Source organism: Stenotrophomonas sp. 78350_Sma (genome assembly GCF_056482105.1).
In genome coordinates this window covers 4,694,641-4,713,214 of record NZ_CM151182.1, presented here as the reverse complement: position 1 = coordinate 4,713,214, position 18,574 = coordinate 4,694,641, and the positions used below count along the sequence as shown (strand labels likewise).

At 67.2% G+C, this 18,574-nt stretch carries 14 protein-coding genes; 8 read left to right on the top strand and 6 right to left on the bottom strand.

What is annotated here, in order from left to right; translation table 11 throughout:
- The first annotated feature begins 23 nt into the window (after positions 1-23).
- The 3 genes from tatA to tatC are packed head-to-tail and all read left to right on the top strand — an operon-like array spanning position 24 to position 1,471.
- Positions 24-251: a Sec-independent protein translocase subunit TatA gene (gene tatA, locus ACZK4H_RS21640; RefSeq protein WP_005420453.1), complete on the top strand. Its 228-nt coding sequence runs from the start codon at positions 24-26 to the stop codon at positions 249-251.
- Positions 252-266: 15 nt separating this feature from the next.
- Positions 267-725, top strand: coding sequence for a Sec-independent protein translocase protein TatB (gene tatB, locus ACZK4H_RS21635; RefSeq protein WP_099554334.1), 459 nt, complete (start codon positions 267-269; stop codon positions 723-725).
- Complete coding sequence (gene tatC, locus ACZK4H_RS21630) at positions 722-1,471, top strand: twin-arginine translocase subunit TatC (protein ID WP_032128455.1); 750 nt, start codon at positions 722-724, stop codon at positions 1,469-1,471. Before tatB ends, tatC begins: the two co-directional genes overlap by 4 nt.
- 109 nt (positions 1,472-1,580) lie before the next feature.
- On the opposite strand, the gene ACZK4H_RS21625 is transcribed toward tatC, so the two are convergent.
- The 3 genes from ACZK4H_RS21625 to ACZK4H_RS21615 are packed head-to-tail and all read right to left on the bottom strand — an operon-like array spanning position 1,581 to position 5,096.
- On the bottom strand, positions 1,581-2,492 hold the full coding sequence (locus ACZK4H_RS21625) for a BPSS1780 family membrane protein (RefSeq protein ID WP_005411674.1): 912 nt from the start codon (positions 2,490-2,492) through the stop codon (positions 1,581-1,583).
- 50 nt (positions 2,493-2,542) lie between these two features.
- Positions 2,543-3,289 carry a glutamine amidotransferase gene (locus ACZK4H_RS21620; RefSeq protein WP_033835362.1) on the bottom strand — a complete coding sequence of 249 codons (747 nt, stop codon included), beginning with the start codon at positions 3,287-3,289 and terminating at the stop codon, positions 2,543-2,545.
- Positions 3,261-5,096 (bottom strand): GspE/PulE family protein, encoded by a 1,836-nt coding sequence (locus tag ACZK4H_RS21615; RefSeq protein ID WP_099554336.1) that lies wholly within the window; start codon positions 5,094-5,096, stop codon positions 3,261-3,263. The genes ACZK4H_RS21620 and ACZK4H_RS21615 overlap by 29 nt, the downstream gene beginning before the upstream one ends.
- Positions 5,097-5,179: 83 nt before the next feature.
- Here ACZK4H_RS21615 and glyQ point away from each other — a divergent pair, with 83 nt between their 5' ends.
- The 5 genes from glyQ to ACZK4H_RS21590 all read left to right on the top strand — a co-directional run bounded on the left by glyQ (position 5,180) and on the right by ACZK4H_RS21590 (position 14,163).
- On the top strand, positions 5,180-6,091 hold the full coding sequence (glyQ, locus tag ACZK4H_RS21610) for a glycine--tRNA ligase subunit alpha (protein WP_006403404.1): 912 nt from the start codon (positions 5,180-5,182) through the stop codon (positions 6,089-6,091).
- A gap of 87 nt (positions 6,092-6,178) precedes the next feature.
- Positions 6,179-8,254 (top strand): glycine--tRNA ligase subunit beta, encoded by a 2,076-nt coding sequence (gene glyS / locus ACZK4H_RS21605; RefSeq protein ID WP_099554338.1) that lies wholly within the window; start codon positions 6,179-6,181, stop codon positions 8,252-8,254.
- Positions 8,255-8,277: 23 nt separating this feature from the next.
- The gene (locus ACZK4H_RS21600) at positions 8,278-8,475 is read left to right on the top strand and encodes a hypothetical protein (RefSeq protein WP_143567690.1); all 198 of its coding nucleotides are present in this window, start codon (positions 8,278-8,280) and stop codon (positions 8,473-8,475) included.
- Positions 8,476-8,509: 34 nt separating this feature from the next.
- Entirely contained in the window at positions 8,510-10,306 is a 1,797-nt protein-coding gene (locus ACZK4H_RS21595; protein WP_099554341.1) for an autotransporter assembly complex protein TamA, read from the top strand.
- Positions 10,303-14,163: a translocation/assembly module TamB domain-containing protein gene (locus ACZK4H_RS21590; RefSeq protein ID WP_099554342.1), complete on the top strand. Its 3,861-nt coding sequence runs from the start codon at positions 10,303-10,305 to the stop codon at positions 14,161-14,163. The genes ACZK4H_RS21595 and ACZK4H_RS21590 overlap by 4 nt, the downstream gene beginning before the upstream one ends.
- Positions 14,164-14,174: 11 nt before the next feature.
- Here ACZK4H_RS21590 and ACZK4H_RS21585 read toward each other — a convergent pair whose 3' ends face one another.
- From ACZK4H_RS21585 to ACZK4H_RS21575, 3 genes are read right to left on the bottom strand one after another with little or no spacing between them, the layout of a single operon-like run.
- Positions 14,175-15,422, bottom strand: a complete 1,248-nt coding sequence (locus tag ACZK4H_RS21585) for a J domain-containing protein (RefSeq protein WP_099554344.1) — start codon at positions 15,420-15,422, stop codon at positions 14,175-14,177.
- On the bottom strand, positions 15,419-16,876 hold the full coding sequence (locus tag ACZK4H_RS21580) for a J domain-containing protein (protein ID WP_099554346.1): 1,458 nt from the start codon (positions 16,874-16,876) through the stop codon (positions 15,419-15,421). Before ACZK4H_RS21580 ends, ACZK4H_RS21585 begins: the two co-directional genes overlap by 4 nt.
- On the bottom strand, positions 16,873-18,561 hold the full coding sequence (locus ACZK4H_RS21575) for a molecular chaperone HscC (protein ID WP_099554348.1): 1,689 nt from the start codon (positions 18,559-18,561) through the stop codon (positions 16,873-16,875). The genes ACZK4H_RS21580 and ACZK4H_RS21575 overlap by 4 nt, the downstream gene beginning before the upstream one ends.
- Positions 18,562-18,574 lie beyond the last annotated feature (13 nt).

The following is an 18,574-nucleotide window of genomic DNA, read 5'->3' as shown; positions in this document are numbered from 1 at the left end:
TCACTAACGTAACGAGCGTCTTTATGGGCAGTTTCAGCATCTGGCATTGGTTGGTCGTGCTGGCCATCGTCCTGCTGGTGTTCGGCACCAAGCGCCTGACCAGCGGCGCCAAGGATCTCGGTTCGGCGGTCAAGGAATTCAAGAAGGGCATGCGCGACGAGGACAAGCCGAACGCGCAGCTGGGCGATGAGTCGCGCAGCCAGGACGCCTCGCGCACCGCGCAGGACGAGCACGACCGTAACGCTCGCTGATCCGGAGCGGTTGCGGTGTTCGATATCGGCTTCAGCGAACTGCTGGTGATTGCAGTGGTCGCCCTGGTGGTGCTCGGTCCCGAGCGCCTGCCCAAGGCGGCCCGCTTCGCCGGCCTGTGGGTGCGTCGTGCCCGCAATCAGTGGGATTCGGTGAAACAGGAACTGGAGCGCGAACTGCAGGCCGAGGACATCAAGCGGCAGATGCAGGACGTGCGCCAGGGCATGCAGGACACCGAGAACCAGCTGCGCGCTAGCGGTGAAGCGATCCGTCGCGAAGCGCAGGAGGCCCAGCAGCAGGGTGATGATCTGGTGCAGGAAGTCCGTGCACCGGCACCAGCGGATCTACCGCCGCACATGAGTGCCGCGCCCGATGCCGTTGAACCGACGCAAGAGAGCGTTGCTCCCGAGCCGACCCCGGCGACACCCCCTGAAGCCGGTGCGCCGCCGGCGCAGAGCACGGAGCGCCAGCCATGAGTGAACAGGATTTCGGCGAGAGCTCGCTGGTCGAACACCTGGTGGAACTGCGCGGCCGTCTGGTGCGCGCACTGTTGGGCCTGGGCGTGGTGCTGCTGGCGCTGCTGCCGTTCACCCAGAAGCTGTACAACGCACTGGCCGAACCACTGGTCTCGCAGCTGCCCAACGGGCAGACGATGATCGCCACCAATCCGGCAGGTGCCTTCTTCGCGCCGCTGAAGCTGACGTTCTTCGTCGCGTTGTTCGTGGCGGTGCCGTGGCTGCTGTACCAGCTGTGGGCGTTCGTCGCGCCGGGCCTGTATGCGCGTGAGAAGCGCCTGGCGGTGCCGCTGCTGGTGTCGTCGGTGCTGCTGTTCTACGCCGGCTGTGCCTTCGCCTACTTCCTGGTGCTGCCGGCGGTATTCCACTTCCTCACCACCTTCAGCCCGGACGTGATCGCGATCACCCCGGATGCGAACGCCTACCTGGACTTCGTGCTGGCGATCTTCTTCGCCTTCGGCGGCAGCTTTGAACTGCCGGTGGCGATGGTGATCCTGGTGCTGCTGGGCTGGGTGACGCCGCAGCAGTTCAAGGAAGGTCGTGGTTACGCGATCGTCGGCATCTTCGTGGTCGCGGCGGTGCTGACCCCGCCGGACGTGGTCTCGCAGCTGATGCTGGCGATCCCGATGTGCCTGCTCTACGAGCTGGGCATCCACGCCGCACGCTGGCTGGTGCCGTCGTCGGTAGTAAAGAAGCCCGCTGCCTGAAAAAAAGGGACGGAGGGGATTAAGTCGTTTGTGCCACTGTGCGGCTAACGACTTAATCTCCTCCGTCCCCTTTTCTATCCACGCATGGCGTGGATCTACCTGAGTTCCGTCAGGCGTGGAACACGTCGCTCGAGGTCGGCGTGGTCGGAATCGGCGGCGCCGCGCGGCTGCCGCGGTGCACGAACATCTGCTTCCATGCGGCGTAGACCGCGCCGACATACAGCGGCATCAGCACCGTGGTCAGCACCAGCTGGGCGATGAAGGCGGCGGCCAGCGGGCCACCGATCAGCATCGCGATCTGGATCACGATCACGAACAGGATGTACATGCAGAACGCGGCGATCAGGCCGAGTGCGGCGAACACGATCATCGCGCCGATGTTCTCGATGCAGCCCTGCAGGCTCAGGCGCAGCGCGTGCATGCCGCTCTGCTTGTCGAACACCACCAGCGCCGGCTGGGTGAACATCGCCAGCGACAGCGCGACCGCACTCAGGAACACCAGCAGCATCCACAGCGCGATGCGCTTGGCCGGCAGGTTGGCGACCAGCGCGGCGGCATCGTCCGGCTTGATCTGCTGGCCACTGCGGCTGATCTCTTCCATCTTGGTCATGACCTCGCTGAAGGCGGTGAAGCCCTCGCGGCCGATCATCAGGAACAGCAGCGCGCCCAGCAGCAGCACCGCCAGCACCTGGATCGCCAGCGGCACCAGCAGGTGGCTGACGCGGTGGTCGCGGATCGGCTGCAGCAGGTGCGAGGCCAGGCCCGGGCGGCCTTCATCGATTTCGCCCACGGCATACAGCATGCCGCCGAACATGATCGGTGAGATGGCCAGCGTCATCAGCTGCACGGCCATGCCGGCGGCGCCGGGAATCAGCGTCGACAACAGCGTGACCACCCAGCTCACCAGCAGCCAGGTCAGGCCGATCCGGGCCAGCTGCAGCGGCGCACGCCGGTACAGCGAGAACGTATCCAGCAACCACTGGGCGCCCGCCGAAGCCGGCAGTTTGCGAATCTCTTTCATGGACATCCGGGAAGGACAGGAGGGGGCCGGGCGGCTGCCCGTGCCGCTGATTATCCCTGTTTTGCCGCCGGCTGGGCTGAAGACAGCCGTGCCTGGCGGACGAAGCGCCGCAACAGCTGGCGGGCCAGCGGCGCGGCACTGACCGCGCGCTCGATGCTGCGGGCGCAGCCGCCATGGCGGCCGATGCAGTCGGCGCGGGCGCGCACGTAGCCGCGCATGTGGTGGGTGGCGAATTCCGGATGGAACTGCACGCCCCAGGCCTGGCGGCCCCAGCGGAAGGCGTGGCAGCCGTCCAGCGGTGAGCGTGCCAGCACCTCGGCGCCGTCGGGTGCACGCAGCACGGTCTGCAGGTGGGTGGCATGGGCGGCGAAATGCTGCGGCAGGCCCTGGAACAGCGGGTCCTGCGCGGCCTGCGGCTGCAGTTCCAGTTCGATCGTGCCGGACTCACGGCCGGCCGGGTTGTAGGCCACCTCGCCCCCCAGCGCGTGCGCCAGCAGCTGATGGCCGTAGCAGATGCCGAACACTGGCAGGTCGTCGTGGGCGGTCTGGCGCAGCCACGCGGCGCTGCGCTCGCTCCAGTCGGCATGGTCGGTGACGAAGGCGGCCGAGCCGGTCACCAGCACGCCGGCGAAGGCGTGCGGATCGGGCAGAGCGCCACCGTGCTCGACATCGACCACCACGGTCTCGTGTTCTTCCAGCCCGGCGGCGACGCGGATCCAGTGCGGAAAGCGCCCGTAGCGGCGCAGCGACGGTACCGGGCGGCCGGTTTCAAGGATCAGGAACGGGGCTGGGTTCATCCGGGGGCGGCAGGACTGACAGGACTTCCTCGATTGTAGTCAGCCCCTGCGCCACCTTTTCAAGCCCGGCCTGGCGCAGGGTTCGCAGCCCTTCAGCCCGTGCGGCACGGCTGAAACCGGCCAGATCCATGTCGGCGCGGATCTGCCCGCGCAGCCGCGAGCCCAATGGCAGCAACTCATACAGCCCGATGCGGCCGAGGAATCCGGTGCGCCGGCACTCCAGGCAACCGACCGGCCGACAGGGCGTGGCGGCATCTGGATATGCGGCATGGCTATCAGCCAGCACCGCCCAGTCGGCAGCACCGAGGCTATGCGGCTGCTTGCAGTGCGGGCACAGCGTGCGGACCAGGCGCTGGGCGAGGATGCCATTGAGGGTGCTGGCCAGCAGGTAGTGCGGCACGCCCAGGTCGAGCAGTCGGGTGACCGCCGAGGGAGCGTCGTTGGTATGCAGGGTGGACAGCACCAGATGGCCGGTCAGCGAGGCCTGTACCGCCATCTGCGCGGTTTCCAGGTCGCGGATCTCGCCGATCATGATGATGTCCGGGTCCTGCCGCAGCAGGGTGCGCACGCCGCTGGCGAAGTCCAGGTCGATGTTGGTCTGCACCTGCATCTGGTTGAACTCGGGCGCGATCATTTCGATCGGGTCCTCCACCGTGCACACGTTCACGTCCGGCGTGGCCAGCCGCTTCAGCGTGGAATACAGGGTGGTGGTCTTGCCCGAGCCGGTCGGGCCGGTGACCAGCACGATGCCGTGCGGGCGCTCGACCAGCGCATTCCAGCCAGCGGCCTCCTGTGGGCTGAAACCGAGCTGGTCGATGCTCTTGAACGCGGCATCCGGGTCGAAGATGCGCATCACGCACTTCTCGCCGAAGGCGGTGGGCATGGTCGACAGGCGCATTTCGACCTCGCGGCCACCCGGCGAGCGGGTCTTGATGCGGCCGTCCTGCGGGCGCCGACGTTCGGCCAGGTCCATGCGGCCGAGCACCTTGATGCGGCTGACCACCGCGGTCATCACTGCCGGCGGTACCTCGAACACCTTGTGCAGCACGCCGTCGATGCGGAAGCGCATGCGCCCCATCTCGCGGCGCGGCTCCAGGTGGATGTCCGAGGCGCGCTGTTCGTAGGCGTACTGCAGCAGCCAGTCGACGATGTGCACGATGTGCTGGTCGTCGGCATTGACGTCGCCGGTGCGGCCCAGCTCCACCAGCTGCTCGAAGCTGGGCAGGGTGGTGCTGGCCTCGCCGCGCACGTCGCCACGGGCGCCGCGCACCGAACGGGTCACCCCGTAGAACTCCATGGTGTAGCGGTGCAGGTCCAGCGGATTGACCACCGCCAGCTCGATGCGGCGGCGGGTCAGGTGCTGCAGGTCACGACGCCATTCCTGCACCAGCGGCTCGCTGGTGGCTACCAGCACGCGCTCGGCATCCACCGCCAATGGCAGGAAGCGGTGGCGGCGGGCGTAGGCATGCGACACCAGCGCGGTGACCGCAGCGACGTCCACCCGGGTCGGGTCGATGCGCAGGTAGCGGCTGCCGGTACGCTGGGCCAGCCACTCGGTGAGGCGTTCCAGGGTCAGCTCGCCACCGCCGGTGGCGGCCAGCTTGAGGTTGGACAGCAGCACCAGCGGGTGCACTTCACTGGCATTGCGCGCGCCCTGTGCGGAAAACCGCATGCGCTCGCGGTCCTGCTCGGCCACCAGGTCATCGGCGACCAGGGCTGCGGCAATCTGCTCGAACTGCAGGCGGCCCCACGGCAGCGTGGTGCCGCCTCGCTCGCCGGGCGTGCCCACCGGCAGCCGATGTTCCATCTGCCTGCTCCTCCCGGGTACGGAATGCCCCGCAGGTCGGCCGTTATACTAACGCACCCCCTTGCCGGCCAAGACTCGTACGCATGTCCGCGACCCCGACCGTTCCGATCACCTTCCAGGGCCTGATCCAGACCCTGAACCAGTTCTGGGCCCAGCAGGGCTGCGTGCTCATCCAGCCGCTCGACCTGGAGGTGGGCGCCGGTACCTTCCACCCGGCCACCTTCCTGCGCGCGATCGGTCCGGAAAGCTGGAACGCGGCCTACGTGCAGCCCTCGCGCCGCCCGACCGACGGCCGCTACGGCGAGAACCCGAACCGCCTGCAGCGCTACTACCAGTACCAGGTGGCGATGAAGCCGGCGCCGGACAACATCCAGCAGCTGTACCTGGATTCGCTGAAGGCGCTGGGCATCGATCCGCTGGTGCACGACCTGCGCTTCGTCGAGGACAACTGGGAGTCGCCGACGCTGGGCGCCTGGGGCCTGGGCTGGGAAGTCTGGCTCAACGGCATGGAGGTGACCCAGTTCACCTACTTCCAGCAGGCCGGTGGCCTGGAGTGCCGCCCGGTGCTGGGCGAGATCACCTATGGTCTCGAGCGCCTGTGCATGTACCTGCAGAACTGCGACAACGTCTACGACCTGGTCTGGACCTATGGCCCGGACGGCCAGCCGGTGACCTACGGTGACGTCTACCACCAGAACGAGGTGGAGCAGAGCACCTACAACTTCGAATACGCCGACGTGGAAGAAATGTTCCACCGTTTCGACGCCTGCGAGCGTGAAGCGCAGAAGCTGGTGGAAGTGAACCTGCCGCTGCCGGCCTACGAGCAGGTGATGAAGGCCAGCCACACCTTCAACCTGCTCGATGCGCGCCGCGCGATCAGCGTGACCGAGCGCCAGCGCTACATCCTGCGCGTGCGCGCGCTGGCCCAGGCGGTGGCCAAGGCCTACTACGAGCAGCGCGAGAAGCTGGGCTTCCCGGGTGCGAAGAAGGCCTGACGGCCCTCCCGCACCGACCCGCTTTTCATCAACTACCCGGGGCGCCGGACGCGTTGCGCGCTGCGCCCCCACCACAGGATCGAACCGATGAGCCAACTGTCCCCCCTGCTGATCGAACTGGGCACCGAGGAGCTGCCGGTCAAGGCGCTGCCGGGCCTGGCCCAGGCGTTCTTCGACGGTGTTGTCGAAGGCCTGCGCAAGCGCGGTGTCGCGCTGGAACTGGGCGATGCGCGCCCGCTGTCGACCCCGCGCCGCCTGGCCGTGCTGCTGCCGGGCGTCGGCCTGGAACAGCCGGAACAGCACAGCGAAGTGCTGGGCCCGTACCTGAACATCGCGCTGGACGCCGAAGGCCAGCCGACCAAAGCCCTGCAGGGCTTCGCCGCCAAGGCCGGGATCGACTGGACCGCACTGGAGAAGACCACCGACAACAAGGGTGAGCGCTTCGTGCACCGTGCGGTGACCCCGGGCGCGAGCACCGCCAGCCTGCTGCCGGAGATCCTGCGCGAGGCGATTGCGGCGATGCCGATTCCCAAGCCGATGCGCTGGGGTGACCACGCCTGGGGCTTTGCGCGCCCGGCGCACTGGCTGGTGCTGCTGCACGGCGCCAACGTGGTCGAAGCCGAGCTGTTCGGCCTGCAGGCCGGCCGCGTCAGCCGTGGCCATCGCTTCCACCACGACCAGGCCGTGTCGCTGGCACAGCCGCAGGACTACGTTGAAGCCCTGCGCGCTGCGTTCGTGCTGGTCGACCCGAGCGAGCGCCGCGCGCGCATCGTCGCCGAGGTCGAGGCCGCTGCGGCCAAGGTCGGCGGCAGCGCCCGCATCACCGAGGACAACCTGGAGCAGGTGGTCAACCTGGTCGAGTGGCCGTCGGCGGTGCTGTGCAGCTTCGAGCGTGCGTTCCTGGCCGTGCCGCAGGAAGCGCTGATCGAGACGATGGAGATCAACCAGAAATTCTTCCCGGTGCTGGATGACAGCGGCAAGCTGACCGAGCAGTTCATCGGCATCGCCAACATCGAATCGAAGGACGTGGCCGAAGTGGCCAAGGGCTACGAGCGCGTGATCCGCCCGCGCTTCGCCGATGCCAAGTTCTTCTTCGACGAGGACCTGAAGCAGGGCCTGGTATCGATGGGCGAGGGCCTGAAGACGGTGACCTACCAGGCCAAGCTGGGCAGCGTGGCCGACAAGGTGGCACGCGTGGCCGCCCTGGCCGAAGTGATCGCACCCCAGGTCGGCGCCGACGCCGCACAGGCCAAGCGTGCTGCCGAGCTGGCCAAGAACGACCTGCAGTCGCGCATGGTCAACGAATTCCCGGAACTGCAGGGCATCGCCGGCCGCCACTACGCCGTGACCGGTGGTGAATCGCAGGAGGTGGCGCTGGCCATCGACGAGGCCTACCAGCCGCGCTTCGGCGGTGACGACATCGCGCTGTCGCCGCTGGGCAAGGTGCTGGCGATTGCTGAACGCGTGGATACCCTCGCCGGTGGCTTCGCCGCAGGCCTGAAGCCGACCGGCAACAAGGACCCGTTCGCCCTGCGCCGCAACGCGCTGGGCCTGGCCCGCACGATCATCGAAAGCGGCTTCGAGCTGGACCTGCGCGCGTTGCTGGCCAGTGCCAACGCCGGCCTGGCCGCGCGCAACGTGCAGGCCGACGTCGGTGAACTGTACGACTTCATCCTCGACCGCCTGAAGGGCTACTACGCTGACAAGGCCGTGCCGGCCACGCACTTCAACGCGGTGGCCGAGCTGAAGCCGGCTTCGCTGTACGACTTCGACCGCCGCCTGGATGCGATCGGCACCTTCGCCGCGCTGCCGGAAGCCGAGGCACTGGCAGCGGCCAACAAGCGCATCCGCAATATCCTGCGCAAGGCCGAGGGCGACATTCCGGCCCAGATCGACCCGGCACTGCTGCAGGAAGATGCCGAGCGCGCGCTGGCTGAGGCGGTCACTGCGGCCATCGACGACACCGGCGCCAGCCTGCACCAGAAGGATTACGTGGCCGTGCTGGCGCGCCTGGCCCGCCTGCGCCCGCAGGTGGACGCCTTCTTCGATGGCGTGATGGTCAATGCCGAGGATCCGGCGCTGCGTGGCAACCGCCTGGCGCTGCTGACGATGCTGGGCGAGCGCCTGGGCAAGGTGGCAGCGATCGAGCATCTGTCGAGCTGATTGGTGGCCCATCCACGCATGGCGTGGATCTACTGGCATTGCCACCGCGTATCGACCTGTGGATTGCCGGCCAGCGGCCGGCACTACCGGATCACCGTCGGCGGATGTCCATCGGGGTCATTGCCGGCATCGCGGACGATGCCGGCATCCTCGGCTGCGATCACGACGATCGCCACAAAGGCGCGTATTTTGACCGCCACTTAACAACCGATCCCCAATGACGTGATGCATTTCGCATCGTCACCTCCGGTCGGTATGCTGTGCCGCATGCAGCCAAAGAAATACGCCCTGCCGCTGATGGTCCTGTCGCTGGCCGCCACCTCCGTGGCCCACGCGCGCGGCACCATCGACAAGGTGGACATCAAGGGATTGGACAAGGGCGACGACGCCGCAATCATCGAGAACATCCAGGAATCGCTGTCGTTGTACGACACGATCGGCAAGGAACAGGGCGAATCGCGCCTGGAGTACCTGCTGTCACAGGCCGAGCGGCAGACCCGCCAGGCACTGGAACCGTTCGGGTACTACAACCCGGTGATCAAGGTCGAGGCGCCGCGCGAGGACGAGCACGTGCGCGTGCTGATCCATGTCGACAAGGGCACCCCGGTCACCGTCCGCCGCGAGCACATCGACATCACCGGGCCGGCGATGTACGACCAGTACCTGCAGGACGACCTGGCCGCGTTCAAGCCGCGCAAGGGCCAGCGTTTCGAGCACACGCAGTACGAAGCCAGCAAGATCACCGTCACCCGTCGCCTGGCCGAACGTGGCTATTTCGATGCCGACTACACCCAGCGCCAGGTGCAGATCACCCGTGCCGACAACGCGGCCGACATCGACCTGACCTGGGACAGCGGCCGCCGCTACAACATGGGGCCGGTGCGTTTCGAGCAGGATTACTTCGTCGACAAGCTGTTCGACCCGCTGGTGTACTGGGAACAGGGCAGCTACTTCCACGAGGGCAAGCTGGACCGGCTGCGCGAGTCGCTGACCAAGCTGGACTACTTCAGCGTGATCGACATCCAGCCACGGCCCGACCAGGCCGATGCGAACGGCGAAGTGCCGGTGGATGTGAAGCTGACCCGTGCCAAGCGCACCATCTATACCGCGGGTCTGAGCTACGGCAGCGAGAGTGGCCCGGGTGTGCGCGGTGGCATCGAACGGCGGTGGCTGAACAACCGCGGCCACAAGATGAACACGCAGCTGGACTATGCGCAGAAGCGCAAGAGCCTGGTCACCAGCTACCGCATTCCGGCCTTCAACTGGCTTGATGGCTGGTACACCTTCGCTGCCAGCGCCTACGACGAGCAGACCGACTACATCGACCTGCGGAACTTCAAGCTGATCGCCAGCCGCAGCGGCGAGATCAACGAACACTGGACCGCGATCGCCTCCATCAACGCGCTGCGCGAGCGCTGGCGCTATGCCTCCGGCACCGAATTCACCGACGCGGTCTACAACACCTCGACACTGGTCTACCCGCAGCTGGTCGCCGACTACGTCAACGTCGATGACGAACTGTTCCCGCGCAAGGGCATCAGCGGTACCGCGACGATGCGCGCCGGTGTCGAAGGCGCCGGTTCGGACACCAGCTTCGTGCAGGCCAATGCCGTGCTGCGCTGGTACATCCCGGTGGGTGAAAGCAACCGCCTGATCCTGCGTGGTGAGGGCGGCACCACCTGGACCAGCGACCTGGTGGCGATGCCACCGAGCCTGCGCTACTTCGCCGGTGGTGACCGCAGCATCCGCGGCTATGCCTATCGCGAGGTGGGCCCGCGGACCCCGGCACCGGACAAGTACGCGCTGGGCGCCAAGAACCTGGTGATCGGCTCGGCCGAGTACGAGCACTACTTCAATGGCGGCCCCTGGGGTGCGGCGGTGTTCGTCGATACCGGCAGCGCCTTCGACAACACCATTGATCTGCACACCGGCGTCGGCTTCGGCGTGCGTTGGAAATCGCCGGTGGGCCCGGTGCGCGTGGATATCGCGCATGGCCTGAACAACCCGGATTCGCAGTTCCAGCTGTACCTCAACATCGGAGCGGACCTGTGAGTACGCCCGCACCCGCTCCGAACCCGACCACGCCGCCGCGCGTGCGCTTCTACCGCCGCCGCCGCTTCTGGGCCTGGTCCGGTGTGGGCGTGCTGGGCCTGGTGCTGCTGGCCCTGCTGGCGGTGTATTGGCTGCTGCAGACCGTGGCCGGCCGTGACGTGCTGCTGGCACAGGTGGTGGCACGGCTGCCGGTGGGCGCCAGCTTCACCTGGGACAAGGTGGAAGGCCCGGTGGCCGGCCCGCTGACCCTGTACAACGTCGACTTCCGCTACGACGACATCCATTTCCATGCAGAACGCGCGCACTTGGAGCCGGACCTGCGTCCGCTGCTGGGCCGCAAGCTGCTGCTGGACAAGCTGGAGCTGACCAACGCGACGCTGAACCTGGCCAAGAGTGACGAGCCGTTCAAGCTGCCGTCGTGGCCGGATTCGCTGCCGCAGATCGAAATGCCGTTGGCGATCCAGGCCGATGCCATCGCCATCGATGGCTTCCGCATCAGCCAGGCCAACGAGCCAGTGATCGACATCAGCCGTGTGCGCGGTGGCATCGAGATCGCCAACGGCGAGTTCCAGGCGCACAAACTGGTGGTGGACAGCGACATGGGCAATTTCACCGCCCAGGGCCGCTACATCCCGGCCAAGGACTACGACACCGACGTGACCGTCACTGCCGTGCTGCCGGCGCCGCGTGGCCGCACGGCCGCCACCGTCGGTCTGGTCGCCCGTGGTGACCTGTCGCACATGGAAGTGGCCGTAGCCGGGCGCGCGCCGAAGCCACTGCACGCGATGCTGGTGTTCGATGGCCGCACCGATCCGAGCTGGAGCGCCAGCATCCGCAGTGAAGAGCTGGATCTGGCGCTGCTGTCGCCGGCACTGGCCAGCTCGGCGATCGCGCCGCTGGCACTGGACTTCACCGCCGCCGGCAAGGGCGGCAACGCCAACCTGCGTGGCAAGGTGAAGCAGGGCGATCAGGAACTGGAACTGGCACCGTCGGTGGTGTCGCTGAAGGACCAGGTGCTGAACGTCTCACCGCTGCTGGTGAAGGGCCTTGGCGGTGAGGCGCGACTGGAAGGTACCGCCGATTTCAGCCAGGAAGACCAGCAGAAGCTCAACTTCTCGGTGGTCGCACATGATCTGACCTACGTGCCAGCGGCGGACCCGAACACCGCCGGCAGTGCACCGGTGCCGGTCACCGTGAAGGAAGCGCGCTTCGGCCTGGCCGGTACCCTGAAGGCCTGGGCCGCGATCGGCCGTGCCGAGGTCGAGCGCGATGCGCAGAAGGCGCAGCTGCACTTCGACGTGCGCGGCAACGATCAGGCCGCGTCGATCCACCAGCTGCAGGCGCAGACGCCGGGTGGCCAGCTGCAGGTGGAAGGCCAGGTGGCGTGGGCACCGCAGCTGGACTGGGATGCCAAGGCCACGCTGAAGGACTTCGACCCCGGCTATTTCGTGCCGGGCTGGAATGGCCGCCTGTCCGGCAACCTGGCCTCCAAGGGCCGCCAGCTGCCGCCGCCGGCAAACGCGCCGCCGGGCACCGCCGGCACGCTGGAAGCCACCGTCGATCTGCCGTCGCTGAAGGGCGTGCTGCGCCAGCGCAATCTCGATGCGCAGGGCAAGTTCGCGCTGCAGGGCGCGCAGGGCCAGGGTGACCTGAAGCTGTCGCTGGGCAGCAGCCGGGTGACCGCTTCGGGCAAGGTCGGTGATCGCCTCGACATCGATGCGCGCTTCGAGCCACTGCAGCTGAGCGATCTGCTGCCGGGCGCCGATGGCGGCCTGCGTGGGCAGGTACAGGTGAAGGGCCCGCGCGATGCGCCGGACATCACCGCCGACCTGGTCGGCAACAACCTCAACTGGGACGGCTACGGCGCCGAGAGCGTGAGCATCAAGGGCCACCTGCCGTGGCGCGGCGACAGCGGCACGCTGGCGATCCAGGGCCAGCAGGTCAATGCCGGCATGCTGCTGGAACGCTTGAACGTGGATGCGCAGGGCAGTGTCTCCAACCTGCGCCTGGCCGCGCAGACCCGCAACGAGATGGGCGCGATCGAGCTGCAGGGCAGCGTCCGCCAGCAGGGCGCGCAGTGGCGCGGCGAGCTGGCCGCGCTGCGCATCGCACCTGTGAAGGGCGATGCCTGGTCGTTGCGTGCACCGGCGGCGTTCGCGATCAACGGCAGCAACTACACGCTGGGCGAAGCCTGCCTGGCTGCCGCCAGCAGCGGCACACTGTGCGCACAGGCCAACTGGCCGCGCGAGGGCCTGGTGGTGCGCAGTGATGCACTGCCGCTTGCGCTGGTGCAGCCGTGGTTGCCGCCGCAGTCCGGCCGCCGCATCTACCTGCGTGGTGATGTCAGCCTGGACGCGCAGATCCGCCCGCGCGGCAATGCCTGGGAAGGCCATGTGGAAGTACGCTCGAAGGAAGGCGGCGTACGCCTGGGTGAGAACCGCAACACCGTGGGGGACACCACCCGCGGCGAGCTGGTGCGCTATGACCAGTTCTCGCTCAAGCTCGACATGACCCCGGCCAGCATCAAGGGCTATCTGGGCATGGGCTTCCAGGGCAACGGCTTCGTCGATGCCAGGATGCAGACCGGCTGGGAAGCCAGCGCGCCATTGAACGGCGAGCTCTATCTCAACATGTCGCGGCTGTACTGGCTGGAGCTGTTCTCGCCGGACATCGTGCGCCCGACCGGCCTGATCGAAGGCCACGTCAGCCTGCGCGGCACGCGCGGCCAGCCGTCGCTGGGCGGCGACGCGCAGTTGAGCAACTTCAAGGGCGAATTCCCCGCGCTGGGCCTGACCTTCGACCAGGGCAAGGGCAGCTTCGTGGCCCAGCCCGACGGTTCGGCCAAGATCACCGCGCAGGCCAACTCGGGCCAGGGCACGCTGTATGTCGATGGTGGCCTGTCCTGGTTCGGTGATGCACAGCCGCTGCAGTTGAAGATCCACGGCGACAACGTGCTGCTGTCCAACACCAGCGAGCTGCGCATCGTCGCCAACCCCAACCTCGACTTCACCCTGGCCAAGGCGGCGATGGAACTGCGCGGTACCGTGCACGTGCCCGAGGCCGACATCGATCTGGAGCGCCTGGACCGTGGCACCTCGGTGTCCGAAGACGTGGTGGTGCTGGACCCGGCTGATCCGGAAGAGTCGCGTACCTCGCCGTTGGACATGGAGCTGGTTGTCAGCCTTGGTGACAAGGTGAAGATGACCGGCTTCGGCCTGAAGGGCGCGCTGACCGGCAAGATGCAGGTCTGGGCCAAGCCCGGCCGCGAGATGACCGCCAATGGCGGCCTGGAAGTGAGTGGCCGCTACAAGGCGTATGGGCAGGACCTGACCATCACCCGCGGCAACCTCACCTGGAACTACAACGCGGTGTCCGACCCGCGCATCAACATCCGTGCCGAGCGCCGGATCGGTGATGTCACCGCCGGCATCGACGTGACCGGGCGTGCGCAGCAGCCGCGTGCGGACGTGTGGTCCGATCCGGCGATGTCGCAGTCCGAAGCACTGGCCTACCTGGTGCTGGGCCGCAGCCTGACCGGGGCCAGCAGCGACCAGACCCAGCAGGTCAACGCGGCCTCGGCGGCACTGTCGGCCGGCAGCGGCCTGCTGGCCTCGCAGCTGGGTGCCAAGCTGGGCCTGGACGACGCCGGCGTGAGCCAGTCGCGCGCGCTGGGTGGTTCGGTGATCGGCGTCGGCAAGTACATCTCGCCGAAGCTGTACGTCGGCTACGGCGTGTCGCTGGTCGGTGCCGGTTCGGTGATCACGCTGAAGTACCTGCTGCGTCGTGGCTTCGACGTGGAAGTGGAGTCGAGCACGGTGGAAAACCGTGGGTCGATCAACTGGCGGCGGGAGAAGTAACCCGCCGCCACTCAACCGCCCTCTGTGCCGGGGTCCATCTGGCTGACGACGGCGAAGGAGGGGGCTGGCCTGCGCGGACGAGGCCCGTGCGTGAGCATGCCGAGTGCATCGGACGGCGACGATGGTTCGACGGGGGCTGGCGCGGACGCCGTTCGCGATGGAGTCCATCCCACGAAGGTCGCCAGCATGACGACGCCGGCCACGATGACCACCGAGGCATGGATCGCCACGCGTTTCATGCCGGACGTGCTGAGCGCAAGCGGTCGCGCGGCATCACCCAGCAGTGCCAGAACTGCCAGAACCGCCAGCACGATCATTGCACCCAGCAGGCAGCGAACAATCGCCACCTGCATCTTCAGGAGACTGAAGTGCCTGGGCTGCGATATCGCCATCCAGAAGGCGATCTGATCTGCGTCCAGTGGCGCCAGCGTGTCGCGGACGGTGTGCACCCCCAGATGCTGCATCGTGCGCCGCATGGTGCCTGCGCGCCCGGGCACGCAGGCCGACAGCGTCGATTCCAGCCAGTGCCACGGTCGGGTCAAGCGTTCCATGCGGGCATGGGCTTCCTGTGCGGACACGCGGTCCTGCGGTCGATCCAGTGCTTCGGTGAGGGCCGCGTGGTTGCGCGGCTGCAGCAGCCAGTGGCGATGCAGCTGGCTGCGTCGTGCACGCACCCGGTAGGGATCGATATCACCCCGGATCTCATCCCAGCAGAAATACCGGCTGAGCAGATCGAAGTTGGACTCGCACAGGGGCCCGCCCTGGTGCAGCAGCTGCTGCAGTACCACGTCGCCGATGCGTGGCCTGTCAGCCAATGACCACAGCTCCGGACGATGGGCCAGCCAGCGCTCGAAGCTGGCCGGGTCGGCGTCGGCCGCGGTATTGATCAGCAGGCGCGCAAACCGGGGCAGGTTCAATGACTGCTCCACCACATCGTCCGGCATGTCGGTGTCGAGCGTGCATGGATGATGCAGCACCGGCATGTGGTCCATCGGCGAATGGCTGTCGTACGGCGCCGGTGGCTCGGGTGGGCTGTTGTCTGCAGGCGTGGTCGTCAGCGCTTCTGCACTGCTTTCCTCCTGCCATTGCGCGCGGTTGCGTACCCACCGCAGCGCTTCCTGGTAAGCCTCGTGCAGCGCCTGGAATGCCACCGGGTCTTCGTCCGGGCGTGCCGCACGCAGTCTCTGCGCGTAGACGCGCTTGATCGCCCGTTCGTCGGCGCTGGCGTCGAGCCCGAGAGCGTCCAGCGCCTGTTTCACGCAGTGTTTCCAGAGGCCGGCGGGAGCCGGTCAATCGGCACGTGACGACGCGCGCGCTGCAGGAACTCGGCGCCCCACTGCAGCAGGGTGAGAACGATGCCTGCTTCGGCGATCAGCATGGCAAGCACCATGAACACGGCGTGGCGGATTCCGAACCGCATCCGGGCCCCGACGCGTCGCCACAGGCGCGCAGTCGCCAAGGGCAGTGCCATGAAGATCAGCAGCGTACCTTCCATGCGGTGGCCCAGGCCATGGACAAGAACCAGGCTGCCGATCGCCATCAACGGCGCCGGTAGGGCCAGCAGCAGCCCTGCACGCTGATGAGTGAGGTCAAGCGTAAGTTGGCGCAGCGCCCAGCGAACAGGCACCCACAGTACTCCCATCACCGCCAGCAGCAGGCCCAAGAGCGCCCCCAGCTGGACGAACATCGCGGCTTCGCCCGCCTTTCCCTGGACCAACGAGACACCTGCGATTCCACCAAAGAACAACAGGCTGCAGACGCCCAGCAGCACGCCACGCAGCGCGTTCACCTGCCAGCGCCACCGGTTGGGCCGGGAGACGTCGGCAAGACTTCGCCAGAACAGGATCTGCTGCGGATGCCATGCCTCGGGTACCTGTTCCCTTCCCCCCGACTCGATGGCATCCAGCAGTGCGTTGACTTCATTGATGTGCTCGGGCAGCTGCGCCTGCCAGAGGGATCGTCGCAGGTTCCATGGCTGCGACAGGTAGCTCAGGCAACGGCTGACCGTGATCTTTCCCAGCCGCAGGCTGCCCTCTCGTTCAAGCAGTGCCGACAGCTCCGCCGCATTCCCGGTCTCGGCGGCCCAGCGTCGATGACCGCGCGACTGGATCGATGCCAGCCTGTCCGGATCCACGCCATCGTGTACATCATCCCAGCCAAAGCAGCGTGCGAGCAGACCCATGTTGGCTGCGCTGATGCCGTTGTGACTTCGTGCCAGTTCATCCAGTAGCGCATCACCCACCAATGGCTTGTAGCGCAGCGACCACAGCACCGGCGTGGCCTCCAGCCAGGGGCCGAAGTCGTCGACCGGCAACAGATAGGCCTGGCGCAGGATCAACTGCGCGTGGCCTGGTACATCGACCACCCCCTCCAGCTCCACCACCGGTGCCGTGCGCAGCAGCACAGGCGTGCCGCGGGGTGGCAACGGAGGTGAGTACGAACGCGTTTCCGGCGGCGCCCATGCCACGTCGACGTCGTACGGCCAGGGGACGATATCGGCTGCATGCTCCGCCGGTTCGGCCTCGTCCGCGGTATCGGCCAGCGGTTCCTGGCGGACCCAGTCCAATGCCGCCTGATAGGCCTCATGCAGGTGCTGGAAGGCGACGGGATCCTCGTCGGGACGCGTCACCCGCAGGCACTTTGCGTAGGCGCGCTTGATCGCGCGCTCGTCAGCGGTTTCGTCCAGCTCCAGGACGTGAAAGGCCCAGCTCATGCATCGCGCTCGAGAGTGTCGAGTGCCTCGTCCAGCTGATGGCGATGGCGCTCGACGGCAACGGCATCCTGGCTTTCCAGCACATGGCGGAAGCTGCTCAGCCACGACTGCAACAGTTCGCGGTGATGGATGCGTTCCTCGTACAGGCGCTCGGTGCGGGCGATCACCGCGAGGTTGGGCTGGGCGTCACGCGGGTGAATCTTCAGCGCTTCCAGTGCGCGCAGGCGCTGCTGGATCTCTTCGGGTGACAGCAACCCGGGATTCTGTTCCAGGATGAGCTCGTGGCGCTTGCCGGTGGTGTCCTCGGTGACTTCGACCTGCAGCAGCCCGTTCACGTCGTAGGTAAAGCGGGCGGTGACGCTGCGCTCCTGCATCGGGACAGAATGGGTCAGCGGTACGGTCAGCTCACCGAGCTTGATGTTGCGATCCACCGTCGGGCTCTCGCCTTGGAACACGTCGATACGGATGGCACTTTGCCGCTCGTGCAGCGGGTAGAAGCGATCCTCGCGGCTGACCGGCACGACGCTGTTGCGCTGGATGATCGGGTGGAAATAGCCGCTGCGCTCGCCACCGGAAACATCCTGGCGGGACACCTGCGTGCCCAGTGTGTAGGGGCAGACATCGGTCAGCACGACCTCGCGCAGCGATTCGTCGCGCGCCTTCAGTCCTGCGGCAACGGCGGCACCCAATGCAATCGCCTGGTCCGGATGGACGTGGCGCAGCGGTAGCCGGCCGAACATGCGGGTCGCCAGCTTGCTGACCATCGGCATGCGTACCGCACCGCCGACCAGGATGATGTCGTCCAGCGCCTCGGGCTTGAGCCGGGCGTCGCGGATCGCGCGCTCGATGGGCGTGCGCATGCGCAGCAGCAGTGGCTCGCAGAGCTGGGTATAGCGTGCTTCATCCAGCTGCCAATGGCGTTCACTGCCGGCCAGGGGCAACTGCAGACTGGCAGTGCTGTTCTGGCTGAGTTCGCGCTTGAACAGTTCCAGCCGACGCAGCAGCTGCGCCTGCTCGGCAGCGGACAGGTCGCTGGCGGACGTGCGCTGGTCGGCATGGAAGGCCTGCACGAGCACCTGCAGGAAGTCCTCGCCGCCCAGGAAATTGTCGCCAGCGCTTGCATGCACTTCGACCACGCCGTCGAACAGTTCCAGGATGGAGACGTCGAAGGTGCCACCGCCCAGGTCCAGCACCAGCACGCGGCCTTCGCCGTCACGCTCCTGCAGGCCGTAGGCCAGCGCGGCGGCCGTGGGTTCATTGATCAGGCGCTCGACGCGGATGCCGGCAAGCTCGCCGGCGGCGCGGGTGGCCTTGCGCTGGGCGTCGGAGAAATAGGCCGGCACGCTGATCACCGCCTCCTCCACCTTGCGGCCCAGGGCGGCTTCGGCGTCGGCCAGCAGCGAGCGCAGGACCATGGCCGAGAGCTCCTCGGGACGGAAGCTGCGCTCACCCAGCCGGGTCTCACGGTCGCTGCCCATCCAGCGCTTGAAATGGGCCACGGTCTGCTGAGGATGGCTGACCAGGCGGTCACGGGCCGGCTGGCCGACCAGTACGGCACCATCGACGAGGCTGACCACCGAAGGGGTCAACAGCTCGCCATGGGCATTGGGGAACAGCTGCGGCCCCGCTGCCGTGTGCATGCCGATGAGGGAATGGGTGGTACCAAGATCGATGCCGACGATCATCTGCGAACGTCCG